We start from the raw sequence: 16,445 nt of genomic DNA on the forward strand, positions 1-16,445 counted from the left end.
CCCGGGACTCTAGCAGAGCCTAGACCTTCATCTCGCGCACGTCGGGCGCGATCTTCAGCTTGGGCTCGGTGAGCTTCTGCACCTGCTCCACGGTGACGCCGGGGGCGAGCTCGCGCAGCACCAGGCCCTCGGGGGTCACGTCGATGTACGCGTGATCCGTCACGATGTGCTGCACGCACTTGAGGCCGGTGAGCGGCAGCGCGCACTTCTTGAGGATCTTGGGCTGGCCGTCCTTGTTCGCGTGCTCCATGGCCACGTAGACGCGCTTGGCGCCCACGGCGAGGTCCATGGCGCCGCCCATCCCCTTCACCATCTTGCCGGGGATCATCCAGTTGGCCAGGTCACCCTGCTCGCTGACCTCCATGGCGCCGAGCACGGCCATGTCGATGTGGCCGCCGCGGATCATCCCGAAGGAGAGCGCGGAGTCGAAGAAGGCCGCGCCGCGCACCGCCGTCACGGTCTCCTTGCCGGCGTTGATGAGGTCCGGGTCCTCCTGGCCCTCCACGGGCCACGGCCCGATGCCGAGCAGGCCGTTCTCGCTCTGCAGCATCACGTCCATGCCGGCCGGGATGTAGTTCGCCACCAGCGTGGGCACGCCGATGCCGAGGTTCACGTAGTAGCCATCGCGCAGCTCCTGGGCGATGCGCTGGGCAATCTGTTCGCGGGAGAGGGGCATGGTGTCAGGCCTGCTTGCGGACGGTGCGCCGCTCGATCCACTTCTGGAGGTTCTTACCGACGACGATCCGCTTCACGAAGATGCTCGGGATGTGGATCTGATCGGGCTCGATCTCGCCGGGCTCCACCAGCTGCTCGCACTCGACGATGGTGGTCTTCGCGGCCATGCACATCATGGGGGCGAAGTTGCGCGCGGTCTTGCGGAACACGAGGTTGCCGTAGCGGTCCGCCTTCCACGCGTGCACGATCGCGAAGTCCGCCTTGAGCGGCGTCTCGAGCACGTGCAGGCGCCCGTCGATCATGCGCGTCTCCTTGCCCTCGGAGACCTGGGTGCCGGCGCCGGTGGGCGTGAAGAAGCCCGCGATCCCGCAGCCGCCTGCGCGGATGCGCTCCGCGAGCGTGCCCTGCGGGTTGAGCTCCACCTGCAGCTCGCCGCTGAGGAACTGGCGCTCGAACTCCTTGTTCTCGCCCACGTAGCTGCTGACCATCTTCTTCACCTGCTTCGCCTTGAGCAGGACGCCGAGGCCCAGCTCCGTGGTTCCGCAGTTGTTGGAGATGATGGTCAGCCCCTTGATCCCCTTGCGGTGGATCGCCTCGATGAGGTTCTCGGGGTTGCCACACAGGCCGAAGCCGCTGCTCATCAGCACGGCGCCGTCCGGAATGTCGCGGACTGCCTCGTCCGCGTTCGCCACGACCTTGTCCATCGCCCCTCCTGCTCCAGGTGAAGGGGGCATCAGGGAGCCCGGACTTGCGCCAGGCTCCCTCGCGCCCCGAAGGATTGCTTCAGCGCTCGACCATCAGCGCGATGCCCTCGCCGCCGCCGATGCAGAGGCTCGCGACGCCGCGCTTCTTGTCCTGGTCCTTCATGGTGTGCAGCAGCGTCACCAGGAGGCGGGCGCCCGAGGCGCCGATGGGGTGGCCCAGCGCCACCGCGCCGCCGCGCACGTTCACCTTGCTCGGGTCCAGCTTGAGCAGGGTGTTGTTCGCGATGGCCACCACGGCGAAGGCCTCGTTGATCTCCCAGAGGTCCACGTCGTTGGTGGAGAGCTTCGCCTTGCCGAGCATCTTGTTGATCGCGTCCGTGGGCGCGATGGTGAACTCCACCGGCTTGCGGGCGGCGCTCGCGTAGGCGGTGATGCGGCCGAGGATGGTGCGGCCCTCCTTCTTCGCGCGCTCCTCCTCCATCAGCACCAGCGCCGCGGCGCCGTCGTTGATGGAGGACGCGTTGGCGGCCGTCACCGTGCCGTCCTTCTTGAACACCGGCTTGAGGCCCGGGATCTTGTCCGGCTTCGCGTTGCGGGGACCCTCGTCCTCCGCCACGATCGTGGTGTCCTCGGGCTTCTTGCCGGGCACCGGCACGGGCACGATCTCGGCGGTGAAGAGGCCCTCCTTCTGCGCGCGCACGGCGCGGCCGGTGGACTCCTTCGCGTACTCGTCCTGGGCCGAGCGGCTGATGTTGTGGCTGACGCTGCACTCCTCGGCGCAGTTGCCCATGTGGACGTTGCCGTACACGTCCCAGAGGCCGTCGTGGATCATCGCGTCCTTGAAGGTCACGTCACCCATGCGGGCGCCGCCGCGCATGCTGTGGCTGATGTACGGGGCGTTGCTCATGGACTCCATGCCGCCCGCCACCACCACGTCCGCGTCCCCGAGCGCGATGGACTGCGCCGCCATCACGACCGCCTGCAGGCCCGAGCCACAGACCTTGTTGATGGTGATCGCCGGGGCGGTGTTGGGGATGCCCGCGCCGATCATCGCCTGGCGCGCGGGGGCCTGGCCAACGCCGGCCTGCAGCACGTTGCCCATGATGACCTCCTGCACCTGGTCCATGGGGACGCCCGAGCGCTCGAGCGCAGCCTTGATCGCGATGGCGCCCAGCTGCGGCGCGGTGAGCTTGGAGAGCGAGCCTTGGAAGGCGCCGATGGGGGTACGCGCAGCGCCGACGATGACGACGGAACGAGCCATGGAAGAGGTCTCCTGAGAGAGGGTGGGAAGCCGCCGCGGGCGGGCCTTCCAAAGTAGTAACGGCCGCCCTTAAACACCGCGCCTTCGGAGGGGGTCAAGCACTGTAGGTGTGGCTGCGTCCCAGAAAGCACGAAAGCCGGGCTCCCTCGCGGGAACCCGGCTCCGTGTGACTGGTTACGACGTCAGGGCGACTACTTCTTCAGCTTGCTCGCCATCACGTCGCCGAGGCGGGCCTTGGAGCCCTCGGCCTGCTTGCGCAGGTACTCGCGGTAGTCGTCCGAGCCCTCGCCGATGAGCGCCTTCATGGAGAGCGCCACCTTCCGGTCCTGGGTGTTGATGTCGATGATCTTGACGTCAACCTCCTGGCCCTCGTTCACCACGTCGCGGGGGTTCTCCACGCGCTCCTCCTTCAGCTCGGAGACGTGGACGAGGCCCTCGATGCCGGGCTCGATCTCCACGAACGCGCCGAAGTCGGTGACCTTGGTGACCTTGCCCTTCACGCGGCTGCCCACGGGGGTGCGCTCGCTGAGGGTGTCCCAGGGGTCCGGCTGGAGCTGCTTGATGCCCAGGCTGAAGCGCTCGTTCTCGACGTCGATGTTGAGCACCACCGCCTCGACCTCGTCACCCTTCTTGAACATCTCGCCCGGGTGCTTGATGCGCTGGGTCCAGGAGATGTCGGAGACGTGCACGAGGCCGTCCACGCCCTCCTCGACGCCGACGAACACGCCGAAGTCGGTGACGTTGCGGATCTGGCCCTTGATGACCGAGCCGATCGGGTACTTGTCCTCGAGGAGCGTCCAGGGGTTCTGCTCGATCTGCTTCATGCCGAGCGCGATGCGCTTGGCCTTGGGATCGATGTCGAGAACCACGGCCTCGACCTGCGCGCCCACCTCGAGCATCTTGCTCGGGTGCTTGAGGCGCTTGGTCCAGGACATCTCGGACACGTGCACGAGACCCTCGACGCCCTGCTCGATCTCGATGAACGCGCCGTAGTCCGTGATGGAGACGACCTTGCCGGACACGCGGGTGCCGACCGGGTACTTCTCGTCGGCGCGGTGCCACGGGTCCTCCTGGATCTGCTTCAGACCCAGGCTGACGCGCTCGGCGGTGGGGTCGAACTTGAGGACCACCACGCGGACCTCGTCGCCCACGTTGAACATCTCGGACGGGTGGCCGATGCGGCCCCACGACATGTCCGTGATGTGCAGCAGGCCGTCGATGCCGCCGAGGTCGATGAACGCACCGTAGTCGGTGAGGTTCTTGACCTGGCCCTTGAGGACCGCACCCTCCTTGAGGTTCTTGAGGGTCTCCTTCTTCATCTCCTCGCGCTGCTTCTCGAGGAGCACGCGGCGAGAGAGCACGATGTTGCCGCGCTTCTTGTTGAACTTGATGACCTTGAACTCGAACTCCTTCGAGATGTACTGATCAAGGTTGCGCACGGGGCGGATGTCCACCTGGCTGCCCGGGAGGAACGCCTTCACGCCGATGTCGACGCTGAGGCCACCCTTCACGCGGCCGACGATGGTGCCCTTGACGATCTCGTCGCGCTCGCAGGCGGCGCTGATCTCGTCCCAGATGCGCATCTTGTCGGCCTTCTCCTTGGAGAGGACGACCATGCCGGTGTCGTTCTCGCGGCTCTCCAGGAGGACCTCCACGGGGTCGCCGGCCTTGACCGACACCTCACCGCGGGGGTTGGTGAACTCCGTGAGAGGGATCTGGCCCTCGGACTTGTAGCCGACGTCGACGACGACGTAGTCCTTGGTCACCTGGACGACGGTGCCCTTGACGATCTCGCCTTCCTTGAAGAGACCGTCGGCTCCGCGCTCCTTGATGGACGCCTCAAAGAGTGCCGCGAAGTCCTCGTCGATGCCTTCGATCCCGCTCTGCTGGTTCACGTTCTGCTGCATGTGGTTGGGAATCCTTTGCTGCGGTACAGCTGCCCAATTGTGAGAGGCGACGGTGGACCCGCAGGGCGTGTCGGGAGCCGTGGTGTTCCCCACTGTGGGGAGGGAAGGCGCGCACCCTAGACACCGGAGTTTCCGGCAGTCAAGGGAGGTCGCCAGAGGTGTGTCAGTAGGAGCTAACGCAGGGCGTAGTCGGCTGCCATCCCGGTGAGCTGCTGGGCCCCTCGCTCAGCGAGCGGGGGGACTGGGGGGGCGCCAGGTCCTTCCAGCCTGCGTCCTGGGATCAGAACGCGCGAGGTGGGGAAGTCTCTTCCCCCGCCCCGTCACCCCAGGAGCTTGATCGTCTCGCGGGCGATCACGATGCGCTGCACCTCGCTCGTGCCCTCGTAGATGGTCTGCACGCGCGCGTCGCGCAGGTAGCGCTCGACGGGGAACTCGTCGATGTAGCCGTAGCCGCCGAGGATCTGCACCGCCTTGTCGCAGACCCGGTTGCTCGTCTCGCTGGCGAAGAGCTTCGCCATGGAGGCCTCGCGGCTGAACGGGGCGCCCTGCTCCTTGAGCACCGCGGCGCGGTAGGTGAGCAGCTCCGCGGCGCGCAGCTGCACGGCCATGTCCGCCATCATGAAGCGCAGGCCCTGGAACTCGGCGATGGCCTGCCCGAACGCCTTGCGCTCCTTGGAGTAGCGCACCGCGGAGTCCAGCGCCGCGCGGCCCACGCCGCAGGCCTGCGAGGCGATGCCGATGCGCCCGCCGTCCAGCGCGATCATGGCGAGCTTGAAGCCCTCGCCCTCCTTGCCCAGGAGGTTCTCGAGCGGGATCTCGCAGTCCTCGAAGGTGAGCCCCACCGTGTTGGACGCACGCAGGCCCATCTTGTCCTCGTGCTTGCCCACGAGCAGGCCCTTCGTGCCGCCCTCCACGATGAAGGCGGAGAGGCCGCGGTTGCCCTCGCCGCCCGTGCGCGCCCACACCACCATCACGCCCGCGTGGGCGCCGGAGGTAATCCACTGCTTGGAGCCGTTGATGACCCAGCTGTTGCCGCGGCGCTTCGCCGTGGTGTGCATGGCGCCGGGGTCCGAGCCCGCGTGCGGCTCGCTCAGCGCGAAGGCCCCCACGATGGCCTCGCCGGAGGTGAGGCGCGGCAGGTACTTCTCGCGCTGGGCCTCGGTGCCGAACTTGTAGATGAGCTCGGCGCACATGTTGGTCACGGCCATGCCCACCGCGGTGGAGGCGCAGGCGGCCGAGACCTCCATCATCGCGAGCGCGTACGAGACGACGCCCGCTTCCGCCCCGCCGTACTGCGCGGGGATGTTCACGCCCAGCAGGCCCAGCTGCGCGAGCTCGGTGTAGAGCTCGCGGGGGAACCGCTCGTTGCGGTCGCGCTCCCGCGCGCCGGGCGCGATGCGCTCGCGGGAGATCTTGCGCGCGGTGTCGCGGATGAGCGTCTGGGTCTCGGTGAGCTCGAAGTTCACGGCGCGTGCCCCTACTTGATGGCCTTGAGGTTGAACGGGTACTCGATGGGGTGGTCGCGCTTGTCGTCGGGCTTGGGGAAGCTCATCGCGGTGAGCACGCCCACCACGCACTCCTTGAGCCCGGCGTCGCGCAGCGCCGGGGCGGTGCCCTTGTTGAGCACCTTCGCCCCCTTCACCAGGCCCGCGGCCGTGATGGTGAAGGAGGTCATCAGCTTGCCCTCGGGCGCGTGCTTGCCCTTGTTGGAGAGCCACTCCTCGTAGCAGTCCTGGATCTCGTCCGAGTGGTGGCCCACCACCTGGCGGATGGAGTCCGGGGTGAAGGGCATGTGCTCCACGTCGAGCGGCGCCTTGGCAGGCGCCTTCTTCGGCGCCTGGGCGGGAGCCGCGGCGGGCGTGCCCCCGTCCTGGGCGAGCGCGGGGACGGCGAGGAGCAGGGCTGCGGCGAGGAGGGTCTTCGTCTTCATCAAGGGGCTCCCGGGGCTAGTCCTTGAGGAGGTTCGCCGAGATCACGATGCGCTGGATCTCGCTCGTGCCCTCGTAGATCTCGGTGATGCGCGCGTCGCGCACGTGGCGCTCGGCGTCCATCTCCTTGCTGTAGCCCATGCCGCCGTGCACCTGCAGGGCCTTGTTGGCCACGCGGCTGGCCATCTCGCTCGCGTAGAGCTTGGCCATGGCGCTCTCCTGCGAGTGGCGCACGCCCCGGTCCTTGAGCAGCGCGGCCTGCCAGACGAGGAGGCGCGCGGCGTCGATCTCGGTGGCCATGTCCGCGATCATGAACTGGATGGCCTGGTGCTCGCGGATGGGCTTGTCGAAGGTCTTGCGCTCGCCGGAGTAGCGCACCGCCTCCTCGAAGGCCGCGCGCGCGATGCCCAGCGCCTGCGCCGCGATGCCGATGCGCCCGCCGTCCAGCGTGCTCATCGCCACCTTGAAGCCCTCGCCCTCCTTGCCGAGGATGTTCTTCGCCGGCACGCGCATGTCCTCGAAGAACATGGAGCAGGAGTGGGCGGCGCTGATGCCCATCTTGCGGTCGGGCTCGGCGCGGATGAAGCCGGGCGTGTTGGTGGGCACGAGGAAGGCGGTGATGCCCTTGTTGCCCTTGGCCTTGTCCGTCATCGTGAAGAGCACGATGGCGTCCGCCTTGGGGCCGTTGGTGATCCAGTTCTTCGAGCCGTTGATGACGTACTCGTCACCCTTCTTCACGGCCACGGTCTGCTGGGCGGCGGCGTCGCTGCCGGCCTGGGGCTCGGTGAGGCCGAAGCAGCCCAGCTTCTCGCCGCGCGCGAAGGGAGCGAGGTACTCCTCCTTCTGCGCGTCCGTGCCGAACTTGGAGACCGGGTCGCAGTAGAGCGAGTTGTTCACGCTCATGATCACGCCGGTGGAGGCGCAGCCGCGGCTGATCTCCTCCATGGCGAGCGCGTAGCAGACGTTGTCCAGGCCCGCCCCACCCCACTGCTCGGGCACGGCCACGCCCAGGAGCGAGAGCTCGGCGAGCTTCTTCACGGCCTCCGTGGGCCACGCGTGCGTCTCGTCCCACTTGCGCGCGTTGGGGATGAGCTCGCGCGCGGCGAACTCACGGCACATCCGCTGGATCTCGCGCTGGACGTCGGTCAGCTCGAAGTTCATGGCACTCCCGTTGGTAGAAACGTGGAGTCCATCCTATTCGCGCCGAGGGGGACGTACAGCGAGACTGTCAACCGGGGCGGAGAGCCCCGGTTGCCATGCCTATTAGAGAACGAGCACCCGCGAGGCCGCCCAGGACAGCAGCCCGAAGAGCGCGAGCGCCAGCGAGGCCGCCGTGCCCGGCGCCGCCGCGAGACCCGCCACGGCGCACACGGCGCTCGCGCGGAAGAGGCTGCGGCCGAGGTGGCGCAGCACCCGGAACCGCTCGTGCCGAGCGAGCGCAGAGGGCTCGCGGGGCAGCGCCCCGAGGTCCTGCCGAGGCGCCTCGTGCGCGGCGCTGAGCAGGCCGTGGGCGAGCGCGAGCAGCAGCAGGGCGAAGAGCCCGGAGGCGAGCGCGGGGCCGAGGAAGAGGCCCGCGAGGAGGATGGCCCCCACCCCACCGCCCGCGTACTTGAGGCGGCGGCGCGCGCCGCGCTCCAGCGCCGGCCCCAGCCACGCGGACTCGGCCGCCCGGAGCGTCCCCACGCCCTCCTCCGCGCAGTGATCCGAGCGGTGGACGTACCCCCACTCGCCCCAGGCCATCAGGGCGTCGCGGGACAGGGTGAGACCGATGGACGGCGCAGCGCGAGCGGGGCGTCGGAAGAGTCGGACCAAGGTGGCTCCGAGTGTACGGGAGCCGACGGGGCTCGCGAACTCCCTGGAGACTGCCCGCCTGGAGAGCAAGCGAGCAGGCTCAGTCCTCGTCCTTCGGGTTCACGTTCATCGGCGAGCCGAAGAACATGCGCAGCGGGACGGTGACGTCGAAGCTCAGGTCGTTGCGCGGGCCCTGGTCCGTCCAGGTGCGGCGCAGGACGAGCGACAGGGTCCAGGGCTGCGTCGTGCGGTGGCGCTCGATGAGATCGTAGGTGAGCCCCAGGCCCGCGACGCCGCCCTTCCCGTCCGTGCCCCACAGCCCCGCGCCCTCCACGAGCACGCCGAAGAGGTGCTTGTCCGGAAAGGCGTAGAGGCGCGCGCCGGCGAGCAGGCGCCCCTCGCGCTCGGGGCCCAGGCGCAGCTGCGGCTCCACGAAGGGCGAGGCGACGAGCGTAGGGCCCGGGATGTCCAAGGGCGGCGTGGCCCAGGGGTGCACGGGCCACGAGAGGACCGCGCGCCGGGCAGGGCCCCACTCGTAGCGCAGGTCCGGGATCAGCGGCTCGAGGAAGCAGAGCGTGTAGAGGCACAGCGTGCGCTTCCAGGAGACGAGCGGCGGCGCGCGCGGCCGGGTGTCCTCGGCGTGGGCCGCGGCTGTCAGCAGGAGCAGGACGAGGGCGACGGGTCGGGTCATCCTGTGCCTCGGGTGGGGAAGCGCACTTCCCTCACCCCGACCCTCTCCCAGAGGGAGAGGGGACATTTCGCGCGGCGCCGCGACGGCAGCGCTCGTGCGGTTCTACTTGCCGGTGAACTGCGCGGGCCGCTTCTCGAGGAAGGCCTTCATGCCCTCCTTCTGGTCCGCCGAGCCGAAGAGGTCCGCGAAGCCGCGGCGCTCGGCCTCGAGCGCCTGGCGCAGGTCCGCGTCCGCGTTGTCCTCGATGACCCGCTTCGCCTTCGCCACCGCGAGCGGCCCCACCTTGAGGATCTTCGCGGCGACGCTGCGGCAGTGCTCGAGCAGCTTGTCCGCCGGGAGCACCTCGAGCGCGAGGCCGATCTCCTTCGCCTTCGCGGCATCCAGCTTGCCGCCGGTGAAGATGAGCTCCTTCGCGCGCGCCTTGCCGACCAGGCGCGTGAGGCGCTGCGTGCCGCCGAAGCCGGGGATGACGCCGAGCGTGACCTCGGGAAGCCCGAACACCGCCTTCTCGGAGGCGTAGATGAGATCGCACGCGAGCGCGAGCTCGGTGCCGCCGCCCAGCGCGAAGCCGTTCACGGCCGCGATGGTGGGGATGCCCAGCTGCTCGAGCTTCAGCAGCGTGCGGTGCCCTGCCGCGGCGAACGCCTGCGCCTGCGCCTCGGCGAGCTGCGCCATCTCCGCGATGTCCGCGCCGGCGACGAAGGCCTTCTCCCCTCCGCCGGTCACGATGAGCGCGCGCACCCCGGTGCCGAGCGAGCCGAGCGCTGCCTCGAGCTCGGTGATTGTCTTGCTGTTGAGCGCGTTGAGCGCCTTGGGCCGGTCGATGGTGAGGATCGCCAGCGCGCCGTCGATGTCGAGGCGGATGTTCTCGTAGGCCATGGTCAGCGTGTCTCCGTGCGAGAGAGGGCTAGTACTTGTAGAAGCCGCGGCCGCTCTTCTTGCCGTACCAACCGGCGTCCACGTACTGGCGCAGCAGCGGGCAGGGGCGGTACTTGCTGTCGCCCAGGCCCTTGTGCAGCACCTCGGCGATGTAGAGGCAGGTGTCCAGGCCGATGAAGTCCGCGAGCTGCAGCGGGCCCATGGGCTGGTTGGTGCCCAGCTTCATGCCGGTGTCGATGTCCTCCACGGTGCCCAGCCCCTCCATCAGGGCGTAGCAGGCCTCGTTGATCATCGGGATGAGGATGCGGTTGATGATGAAGCCGGGGAAGTCCTTGGACACCACCGTGGTCTTGCCCATCTTCTCGGCGAGCGCGCGCGTCGTCGCGTAGGTCTCGTCCGAGGTGGCCGCGCCGCGGATCAGCTCCACGAGCTTCATCACCGGCACCGGGTTCATGAAGTGCATGCCGATCACGTTCTCGGGGCGCTTCGTCGCCGCGGCGATGCGCGTGATGGGGATGGACGAGGTGTTGGTGGCGAGGATGCCGCCGGGGCGCACCACCGCGTCCAGGTCCACGAAGATGCGCTTCTTGAGGTCCTCGTTCTCGGTCACCGCCTCGATGGCGAAGTCCACGTCCTTCGCCTCCTTCGCGCTGGTGGCGGTGCGCAGCGCGCCCTCGGCCGCCGTGCGCTTGGCCTCGTCGAGGATGCCCTTCTCCTGCAGCTTGGCGAGCCCCGCCTTGATGCGCTTCTCACCCGCGGCCAGCCCCTCCTTGGACACGTCCACCAGCGTCACCTGCAGGCCTGCCTGCAGCGCGACCTGCGCGATGCCCGCGCCCATCTGACCCGCTCCAACGACGACCAGGTGATTCGTAGCCATGGGTGTCCGTGTCCTTGCTCGAAAAAGGGGGTGTGCGACGTGCGGGCGCTATAGCCGCCGGTCCCCCGGGGGTCAACGGCGCGCGGAGAGGTAGAGCGAGTGCTCCACACGCGGCTCCGGGCCCACCGTGAAGGGCTCCAGCCGGGGCGGCAGCGTGCCTGCGTCCGTGCGCAGGAAGAAGCGCGCGCGGTAGTGGCCCTCGCGAAGCTGCAGCGGCACCACCAGCTGCGAGGGCGGCGGGCCGGAGAAGAAGCGCTCCTCGCGCTTGAGCAGCGCGTCCTGCGCGTCGAGCACCTGCACCTCGAGGCCGCGCACGCCCGCCCAGCCCGGACCGTCCAGGTTCCACACCAGCTCGCGCTCGGGCACCTTCGTCCAGTCCCAGAGCGCGAAGCCCACGACCACCAGGACCAGCACCGGCAGCCGGCGCAGGAGCGGGTGGCGGCGCCAGTCGCGCGCCGGCGGCGGCGCGGGCTCGTTCGGAGCCCCCGGCTCCTGCTCCGCGCTCACTCCTTCTTGCCCTTGCGGCCGCGCCCGGCCTTGAGATCCGAGACGGTGAGCTTCATCGCGGGCGAGGCGGCCGGCTTCTCCGCCTTCTCCTCGGGAGGCACGAGCCGGATCTGCGCGGTGACCTCCACGGTCATCCCGGAGAGCAGCTTGAGGAACTCCTCGCGCAGCTTCTCGGACTGCAGGAAGCGGCGCAGCTCCTCGCTCACCACGCGGCCGATGTCGCCCTTGGTCTTCTCCGCCTGCGAGAGGATGAGCCCCAGCACCTCCTTGGGCAGCTTGAGCTGCCCGGCGAGGGAGCGGATGCCGTCCTCCGTCATGAAGAGGGCGCCCAGGCCCGCGACCGCCGCCTTGCGGACGAAGTCGGGAACGAAGCCGGCGCGGCCCTCGCGCCCCACGCTGCCGTCGTCGTCGCCGAGCAGCGGGTCGGTGTCGTCGTCCAGGTCGTCGTGGGGCGGGCGGGGAGCCATGGCGAGGAGCGAGCCTAGCCCTCTACGGGCCCTGCACCACCGGCAAGCGCACGCGCATGTTCTCGGTGGACACTCGGCCCGCGATGTTGCGCGCCATCTCCACGAAGGCCTTGGCCTCGATGGAGTCCGGGTGGCTCTTCACCACCGGCACGCCCTTGTCGCCGCCCTCGCGCACGCGCAGCTCCAGGGGGATCTCCCCGAGGAAGGGCACCTTGAAGGCCTCGGCCGCCTTGCGCCCGCCGCCGTGGTGGAAGATGGCGGTGGTCTTGGAGCAGTGCGGGCAGATGAACTGGCTCATGTTCTCCACGATGCCCAGCACCGGGATGTGCACCCGGTCGAACATCTGCTTCGCGCGCACCACGTCCGCGAGCGCCACGTCCTGCGGCGTGGTCACGAGCACCGCGCCCGCGGCGCGCACGCTCTGCGAGAGCGAGAGGGCCACGTCGCCGGTGCCCGGCGGCAGGTCCAGCACGAGGTAGTCCAGCTCGCCCCAGTTCACGTCACGCACCAGCTGCATCAGCGCGCCGTGCAGCATGGGGCCGCGCCAGATGAGCGCCTGATCCGGCTCCACGAGGAATCCGATGGACATGACCTTCATGCCGTGGGCGGTCATCGGGTTGAGCGTCTTGCCGTCCGGGCTCACCGGCTTCTCGGTGACGCCGGTCATCATCGGCACCGAGGGGCCGTAGAAGTCCGCGTCGAGCAGGCCCACCTTCGCGCCGTGCTGGGCGAGCGCGGCGGCGAGGTTCACCGAGACGGTGCTCTTGCCCACCCCGCCCTTGCCCGCGCCCACCAGGATCACGTTCTTCACGCCCGGCAGCAGCGCCTGGCCGCCCGTCTGCGGCATGCCTGCGGGGGCGGAGCGCACGCGCGCGCCCCACTCGATCTCGAACTTCTCGAGGCCGGGCACGCCGCGCAGCGCCGCCTCGGAGTCCGCCTGGATCTTCGCCTTCATCGGGCACGCCGGCGTGGTCAGCTCGATCTTGAGCTTCGCGGTATTGCCCTCGACACGCACGTTCTGCACCATCCCGGCCTTCACCAGGTCGACGTGCAGCTCGGGGTCCACCACCTTCGACATCGCAGCGAGGATGTCGCGCTCGGAAACGTTCATGGGCGCTGCTCTAACCCAAAGCCGGCCCCTGCGCACGCGCCGTCAGCGGGAGGCGCTGCCGGGTTCCATTAGCGCGGCCGCCAGGGCCTTGCGCAGCGGGGCGAGGACGGCCGGGTCCACGCGGCTCGCCTCGAGCAGGGCGAGCGCCGCGCGGCACACCTGGGGGTCCACCGCCGGCCCCAGGGTCATGAGGTAGGGGTCGTAGCGGCCCCCGGACGTGGAGGACTGGGCGTCGAAGCTGCCGGTGCGCAGGCCCTGCTCCCGGGTCCACTCGAGCGACACCCGGAAGAAGACCAGCTGCAGGTGGCGCGGCGGCGCGCCGGGGACCCCCCAGGCGAAGAGCTCGGTCCCACTGTCGCCGAGGAACCAGCGCACCGGGTCCTCACCCTGCTCCTGCTGGAGCGAGGAGGGATCGATCTCGCGCAGGCTGCGGCCCAGGCGCAGCAGCAGCTCGGGGCTGGGGCGGCTCATTCGAGCGCCGCCACGCGGTACCCGCCGTCCTCCCGCACGAGCCTCACCGCGCGGCCCTGTCCCAGCTCGAGCCGGGCCTCCGCCCCCTCGAGCACCAGCGGCCCCGGGAGCGCGGCGCGGGCGCGCTGCAGGCGCTCGCGGGCGAGCGGCTCGGCGCGGAAGTCCGCCCCCAGGCGCTCCGGCGTGTAGCGCGCGCGCAGGGGACCCGCGAGCAGCGACCAGGCCTCGGGCCAGCGCCCTGCCTCCGCCGCCTCGAGGAAGCGCTCGAGCGCAGCGCGCGGCGCCGCGTCCGCGCCGGCCTCCCGCACGCGCCAGCCCGCGGGCGTCTGCACCAGCAGCAGCTGCGGGCTGCGCGCCTCGAGCTGCGGGAGCTCCGCGCGCACCTCGGCGGCGCGCTCGGCGCGGGCCTCGGCGCTCGCGTAGCGGGCACGAAAGGCCTCCGCGCCGGCCTCGGGCTCCGCCGTGAGCGCGAGCGCGTCTTCCACGTGCCCCTCGCGCAGCGCGCGCGCGTAGCGCTCGGCGACGTCGCCCGGGCCGGGGCGCCCGGCGCAAGCGCACAGCAGCACGAGCGGGGCGAGGAGGCGGCGCGAGGGCGGGCGGGAGGGAGGCGTCACGACCCCGATGACGCTACCACCCGGCGCGCCAGGCCCAAGCATTCGGTGTAGGCCGGCCGCTCAGCGCAGCGCGTCCAGGAGGAAGGCGACGATGCTGCCCCAGCCCCCGCCGCGCTTCGCACAGGGCTCCGCGTGCTCCACGTCCGGGGGCAGCGTGGCGCCGGACACCGCCCCCGCCGGGCGGCAGGCACCGCAGTACACGTCACCATCGAGCGCGTGGGCCTCGCGCACCGTGAGCAGCGCCGAACAGGCGGAGCACTCGAGTGCCGTGTGCGAGTTGATCCGCACCGCGTGCCCATTCGCGAGCGCGCGGGTCGCGCCCGGGGCACTCCAGGGGTCCGTCACGGGAGCCGCCGCGGCGGGGATCTCCCAGGCCCCTGGGGTGGGAGGCCTGGGGCGCGCGGGCACGCGCTCGAGCAGCTCCAGCTCGCCGCGGTCCAGCCACACGCCCTCGCAGGGCACGCACACGTCCACGGTGCAGGTGGCCGTCACCACCAGCGAGAGCCGCCCGCCGCATGCGGGGCAGGCCACCGGTGCGCTGTGGCAGGTGGCGCAGGCCACCTCCGCGCGAGGCACCAGGTGCCCGAGGCGCCGGCAGCGCGACGCCGCCTGGCGCGCGGCGGCGAGGAACTGGCGCACCGACGGGCGATCCGGAAAGAGCTCGAGCTCGCCCCGGTCGAACCACAGCCCCTGGCAGCGCGGGCAGCTGTCCACCTCCACGTCCCGGGCCGCGAGGGGGACGAGGGGCTGTTCGCTGCAGATGGGACAGGCGCGCGGCATGCGGGCCATCCTAGTCGAAGCGCTCCTGCGCAGGCAGGTCCCCGAGGCCCACCACCCCGAGTGCCAGGGGGCACAGCGCGTACAGCTGGGCGCGGGCCGCTCCTGCCAGCAGCCGCAGGAGCGAGAGCGGCTGCTCGCGGGCGCCGAAGTGCGCGAGCTCGAAGGGCCCCGGGGCCACCTCCGCCAGCTCGAGCGCGCGTCGGCACGCGTCCTCGAAGCCGCCCACGCGGTCCACGAGCCCCGCCTCGAGCGCGCGCGTCCCCGAGTACACGCGGCCCTCGGCGCGCTGGTGCACCTGCTCGGGCGTGGTGCGGCGCGCCTGCGCCACCATCCCCAGGAAGGCCTGGTAGGTCTCCTCCACCTCCGCCTCGAGCGACGCGCGCTCGTGCGGGGTGAAGCCGCGCGAGGAGGAGTGCAGCCCCGCGTTCTCGCCGCGCGTGATGAGCGTGCGCCCGATGCCCAGGCGCTCGAGCAGCGCGGACGCATCGAACTTGCCCGCGAAGACGCCGATGGAGCCGACGATCGCATGGGGCGCGCTCCACAGCTCGCGCGCCCCGAGCGCGGCCATGTAGCCGCCACTCGCCGCCACCCGGTCCACGAACGCGATGATGGGCTTGCGCTGACCCGCGCGCTGCACCGCCTCGAGGATGAGCTCGGAGGCGAGCGCGGAGCCGCCCGGGCTGTCGATGTAGAGCAGCAGAGCGCGCGAGCGCGGGTCCCGCGCGGCGGCCCGCACCGCCTTCACCACCGCCTCCGAGCCCGCGGCCTGCGGGCCCACGCCCCGCGTCCCCTTGCCCGACACGATCATCCCCGACACCGACACCAGCGCGAGCCGCGGAGGCAGGCGCAGCGGCCTCCAGCGCACCGGGGGCCACGGCAGGTGCGCGAGGTAGGCCGCGTAGGACTCCACGCCCCGCGCCTCGTCGTCCTTCGTCCCCTCGCCCAGCAGCCGTGCGCCGAGGTCCGCCTCGCTGCACAGCGCGTCCACCAGCCCCGCACCGAGCGCACGCCGCGCGCTGTAGGGGCCCTCGTCGACGAGCGCGCGCACCTGCTCCGGCGTGCGCCGGCGGCCGCGCACCACGGCGTCCACCAGCGCCGCGTAGCGCTCGTCCAGGAAGCCCTCCAGCGTCTGGCGCTGGATGTCCGAGACCTCGGCGTGGGTGAAGAGCTCGGGGGCGGTCTTGTAGTCGCCGCGCCGCACGAAGTGCGCCTGGATGCCGAGGCGCCCCAGCCCCTCTCCGAGCGCCGTGGCCTCGGCCGCGAAGCCCAGCAGGTCCACCCGGCCCGCCGGGGCGAGCAGCACCTCGTCGCAGGCGCACAGCAGCTCGTAGCCCGCGTTGTCCACGCTCACCGCCCAGCCCACCACCCGCTTGCCCGCGGCGCGGAACGTGGCGAGCAGCTGCGCGAGGGCGTCGCGCTTCGCGGGCGGCAGGTGCGCGCCCTCGAGCTCGAGGAGGATGCCCTTCAGCGCCGGGTCGCGCGCGAGCCGCTCCAGGGCCTCGCGCAGCGAGTCCAGCGAGAGCACCGTGGCGGGCTCGGGCGTGCGCTGGCCGGGGCGCCAGCGGCGCTTGCGCGGCACGCGGTAGGGCGGATCTCCCGCCACCCGGAAGCGCACCCAGGTGGGGCGCCGGCGCGCGCGCATCAGCCGGAAGGGAGCGGCCACGAGCGCGCGCAGGAGCAGCCAGAGGTTGACGAGGAGGACGGCAATCAGGCGCATGGGGGCGTTGTAACCGCAGCCAGGGCGCCGGCGCCGCTCCGCGTGGCGGGATGCGCGGCCCGCTG

18 protein-coding genes are annotated in these 16,445 nt (G+C 70.9%); all 18 read right to left on the bottom strand.

The window, feature by feature from the left end; genetic code table 11:
- Positions 1-19: 19 nt before the first annotated feature.
- Positions 20-676, bottom strand: a complete 657-nt coding sequence (locus tag FGE12_RS00705) for a CoA transferase subunit B (RefSeq protein ID WP_153864281.1) — start codon at positions 674-676, stop codon at positions 20-22.
- A gap of 4 nt (positions 677-680) precedes the next feature.
- On the bottom strand, positions 681-1,379 hold the full coding sequence (locus FGE12_RS00710) for a CoA transferase subunit A (RefSeq protein WP_153864282.1): 699 nt from the start codon (positions 1,377-1,379) through the stop codon (positions 681-683).
- Between the two features lie 79 nt (positions 1,380-1,458).
- Entirely contained in the window at positions 1,459-2,640 is a 1,182-nt protein-coding gene (locus FGE12_RS00715) for an acetyl-CoA C-acetyltransferase (RefSeq protein WP_153864283.1), read from the bottom strand.
- Positions 2,641-2,831: 191 nt separating this feature from the next.
- A complete protein-coding gene (locus tag FGE12_RS00720; RefSeq protein ID WP_153864284.1) occupies positions 2,832-4,547 on the bottom strand; it encodes a 30S ribosomal protein S1 in 1,716 nt (571 codons plus the stop codon).
- Positions 4,548-4,867: 320 nt separating this feature from the next.
- Entirely contained in the window at positions 4,868-6,013 is a 1,146-nt protein-coding gene (locus tag FGE12_RS00725) for an acyl-CoA dehydrogenase family protein (RefSeq protein ID WP_194797432.1), read from the bottom strand.
- An 11-nt stretch (positions 6,014-6,024) separates the two neighbouring features.
- A complete protein-coding gene (locus FGE12_RS00730; protein WP_153864285.1) occupies positions 6,025-6,477 on the bottom strand; it encodes an AgmX/PglI C-terminal domain-containing protein in 453 nt (150 codons plus the stop codon).
- Positions 6,478-6,493: 16 nt separating this feature from the next.
- Positions 6,494-7,636 (bottom strand): acyl-CoA dehydrogenase, encoded by a 1,143-nt coding sequence (locus FGE12_RS00735; protein ID WP_153864286.1) that lies wholly within the window; start codon positions 7,634-7,636, stop codon positions 6,494-6,496.
- A 102-nt stretch (positions 7,637-7,738) separates the two neighbouring features.
- Positions 7,739-8,287: a hypothetical protein gene (locus FGE12_RS00740; RefSeq protein WP_194797433.1), complete on the bottom strand. Its 549-nt coding sequence runs from the start codon at positions 8,285-8,287 to the stop codon at positions 7,739-7,741.
- A gap of 79 nt (positions 8,288-8,366) precedes the next feature.
- Positions 8,367-8,957, bottom strand: coding sequence for a hypothetical protein (locus tag FGE12_RS00745; RefSeq protein WP_228530493.1), 591 nt, complete (start codon positions 8,955-8,957; stop codon positions 8,367-8,369).
- 102 nt (positions 8,958-9,059) lie between these two features.
- A complete protein-coding gene (locus tag FGE12_RS00750; protein WP_153864288.1) occupies positions 9,060-9,836 on the bottom strand; it encodes an enoyl-CoA hydratase/isomerase family protein in 777 nt (258 codons plus the stop codon).
- Positions 9,837-9,864: 28 nt separating this feature from the next.
- Positions 9,865-10,713 (bottom strand): 3-hydroxybutyryl-CoA dehydrogenase, encoded by an 849-nt coding sequence (locus FGE12_RS00755; protein ID WP_153864289.1) that lies wholly within the window; start codon positions 10,711-10,713, stop codon positions 9,865-9,867.
- 72 nt (positions 10,714-10,785) lie between these two features.
- Positions 10,786-11,220 carry a hypothetical protein gene (locus tag FGE12_RS00760; RefSeq protein ID WP_153864290.1) on the bottom strand — a complete coding sequence of 145 codons (435 nt, stop codon included), beginning with the start codon at positions 11,218-11,220 and terminating at the stop codon, positions 10,786-10,788.
- On the bottom strand, positions 11,217-11,687 hold the full coding sequence (locus FGE12_RS00765; protein WP_194797434.1) for a hypothetical protein: 471 nt from the start codon (positions 11,685-11,687) through the stop codon (positions 11,217-11,219). Before FGE12_RS00765 ends, FGE12_RS00760 begins: the two co-directional genes overlap by 4 nt.
- 22 nt (positions 11,688-11,709) lie before the next feature.
- On the bottom strand, positions 11,710-12,798 hold the full coding sequence (locus FGE12_RS00770) for an Mrp/NBP35 family ATP-binding protein (RefSeq protein ID WP_153864291.1): 1,089 nt from the start codon (positions 12,796-12,798) through the stop codon (positions 11,710-11,712).
- A gap of 42 nt (positions 12,799-12,840) precedes the next feature.
- Positions 12,841-13,269 (bottom strand): hypothetical protein, encoded by a 429-nt coding sequence (locus tag FGE12_RS00775; protein ID WP_153864292.1) that lies wholly within the window; start codon positions 13,267-13,269, stop codon positions 12,841-12,843.
- Positions 13,266-13,883, bottom strand: coding sequence for a hypothetical protein (locus tag FGE12_RS00780; RefSeq protein WP_370458837.1), 618 nt, complete (start codon positions 13,881-13,883; stop codon positions 13,266-13,268). Before FGE12_RS00780 ends, FGE12_RS00775 begins: the two co-directional genes overlap by 4 nt.
- Before the next feature lie 60 nt (positions 13,884-13,943).
- Complete coding sequence (locus tag FGE12_RS00785) at positions 13,944-14,663, bottom strand: zf-TFIIB domain-containing protein (RefSeq protein WP_194797551.1); 720 nt, start codon at positions 14,661-14,663, stop codon at positions 13,944-13,946.
- 10 nt (positions 14,664-14,673) lie between these two features.
- Positions 14,674-16,380: a signal peptide peptidase SppA gene (gene sppA, locus FGE12_RS00790; RefSeq protein WP_153864294.1), complete on the bottom strand. Its 1,707-nt coding sequence runs from the start codon at positions 16,378-16,380 to the stop codon at positions 14,674-14,676.
- Positions 16,381-16,445: the final 65 nt, after the last annotated feature.

The organism is Aggregicoccus sp. 17bor-14 (genome assembly GCF_009659535.1).
In the GTDB taxonomy this organism is placed as follows: Bacteria; Myxococcota; Myxococcia; order Myxococcales; family Myxococcaceae; genus Aggregicoccus.

Bases quoted from the DNA above. Each gene is read 5' to 3' on its own strand.
- FGE12_RS00705 (WP_153864281.1), bottom strand. From the start codon at position 676: ATGCCCCTCTCCCGCGAACAGATTGCCCAGCGCATCGCCCAGGAGCTG.
- FGE12_RS00710 (WP_153864282.1), bottom strand. From the start codon at position 1,379: ATGGACAAGGTCGTGGCGAACGCGGACGAGGCAGTCCGCGACATTCCG.
- FGE12_RS00715 (WP_153864283.1), bottom strand. From the start codon at position 2,640: ATGGCTCGTTCCGTCGTCATCGTCGGCGCTGCGCGTACCCCCATCGGC.
- FGE12_RS00720 (WP_153864284.1), bottom strand. From the start codon at position 4,547: ATGCAGCAGAACGTGAACCAGCAGAGCGGGATCGAAGGCATCGACGAG.
- FGE12_RS00730 (WP_153864285.1), bottom strand. From the start codon at position 6,477: ATGAAGACGAAGACCCTCCTCGCCGCAGCCCTGCTCCTCGCCGTCCCC.
- FGE12_RS00735 (WP_153864286.1), bottom strand. From the start codon at position 7,636: ATGAACTTCGAGCTGACCGACGTCCAGCGCGAGATCCAGCGGATGTGC.
- FGE12_RS00745 (WP_228530493.1), bottom strand. From the start codon at position 8,957: ATGACCCGACCCGTCGCCCTCGTCCTGCTCCTGCTGACAGCCGCGGCC.
- FGE12_RS00750 (WP_153864288.1), bottom strand. From the start codon at position 9,836: ATGGCCTACGAGAACATCCGCCTCGACATCGACGGCGCGCTGGCGATC.
- FGE12_RS00755 (WP_153864289.1), bottom strand. From the start codon at position 10,713: ATGGCTACGAATCACCTGGTCGTCGTTGGAGCGGGTCAGATGGGCGCG.
- FGE12_RS00765 (WP_194797434.1), bottom strand. From the start codon at position 11,687: ATGGCTCCCCGCCCGCCCCACGACGACCTGGACGACGACACCGACCCG.
- FGE12_RS00770 (WP_153864291.1), bottom strand. From the start codon at position 12,798: ATGAACGTTTCCGAGCGCGACATCCTCGCTGCGATGTCGAAGGTGGTG.
- FGE12_RS00775 (WP_153864292.1), bottom strand. From the start codon at position 13,269: ATGAGCCGCCCCAGCCCCGAGCTGCTGCTGCGCCTGGGCCGCAGCCTG.
- FGE12_RS00785 (WP_194797551.1), bottom strand. From the start codon at position 14,663: ATGCCGCGCGCCTGTCCCATCTGCAGCGAACAGCCCCTCGTCCCCCTC.
- sppA (WP_153864294.1), bottom strand. From the start codon at position 16,380: ATGCGCCTGATTGCCGTCCTCCTCGTCAACCTCTGGCTGCTCCTGCGC.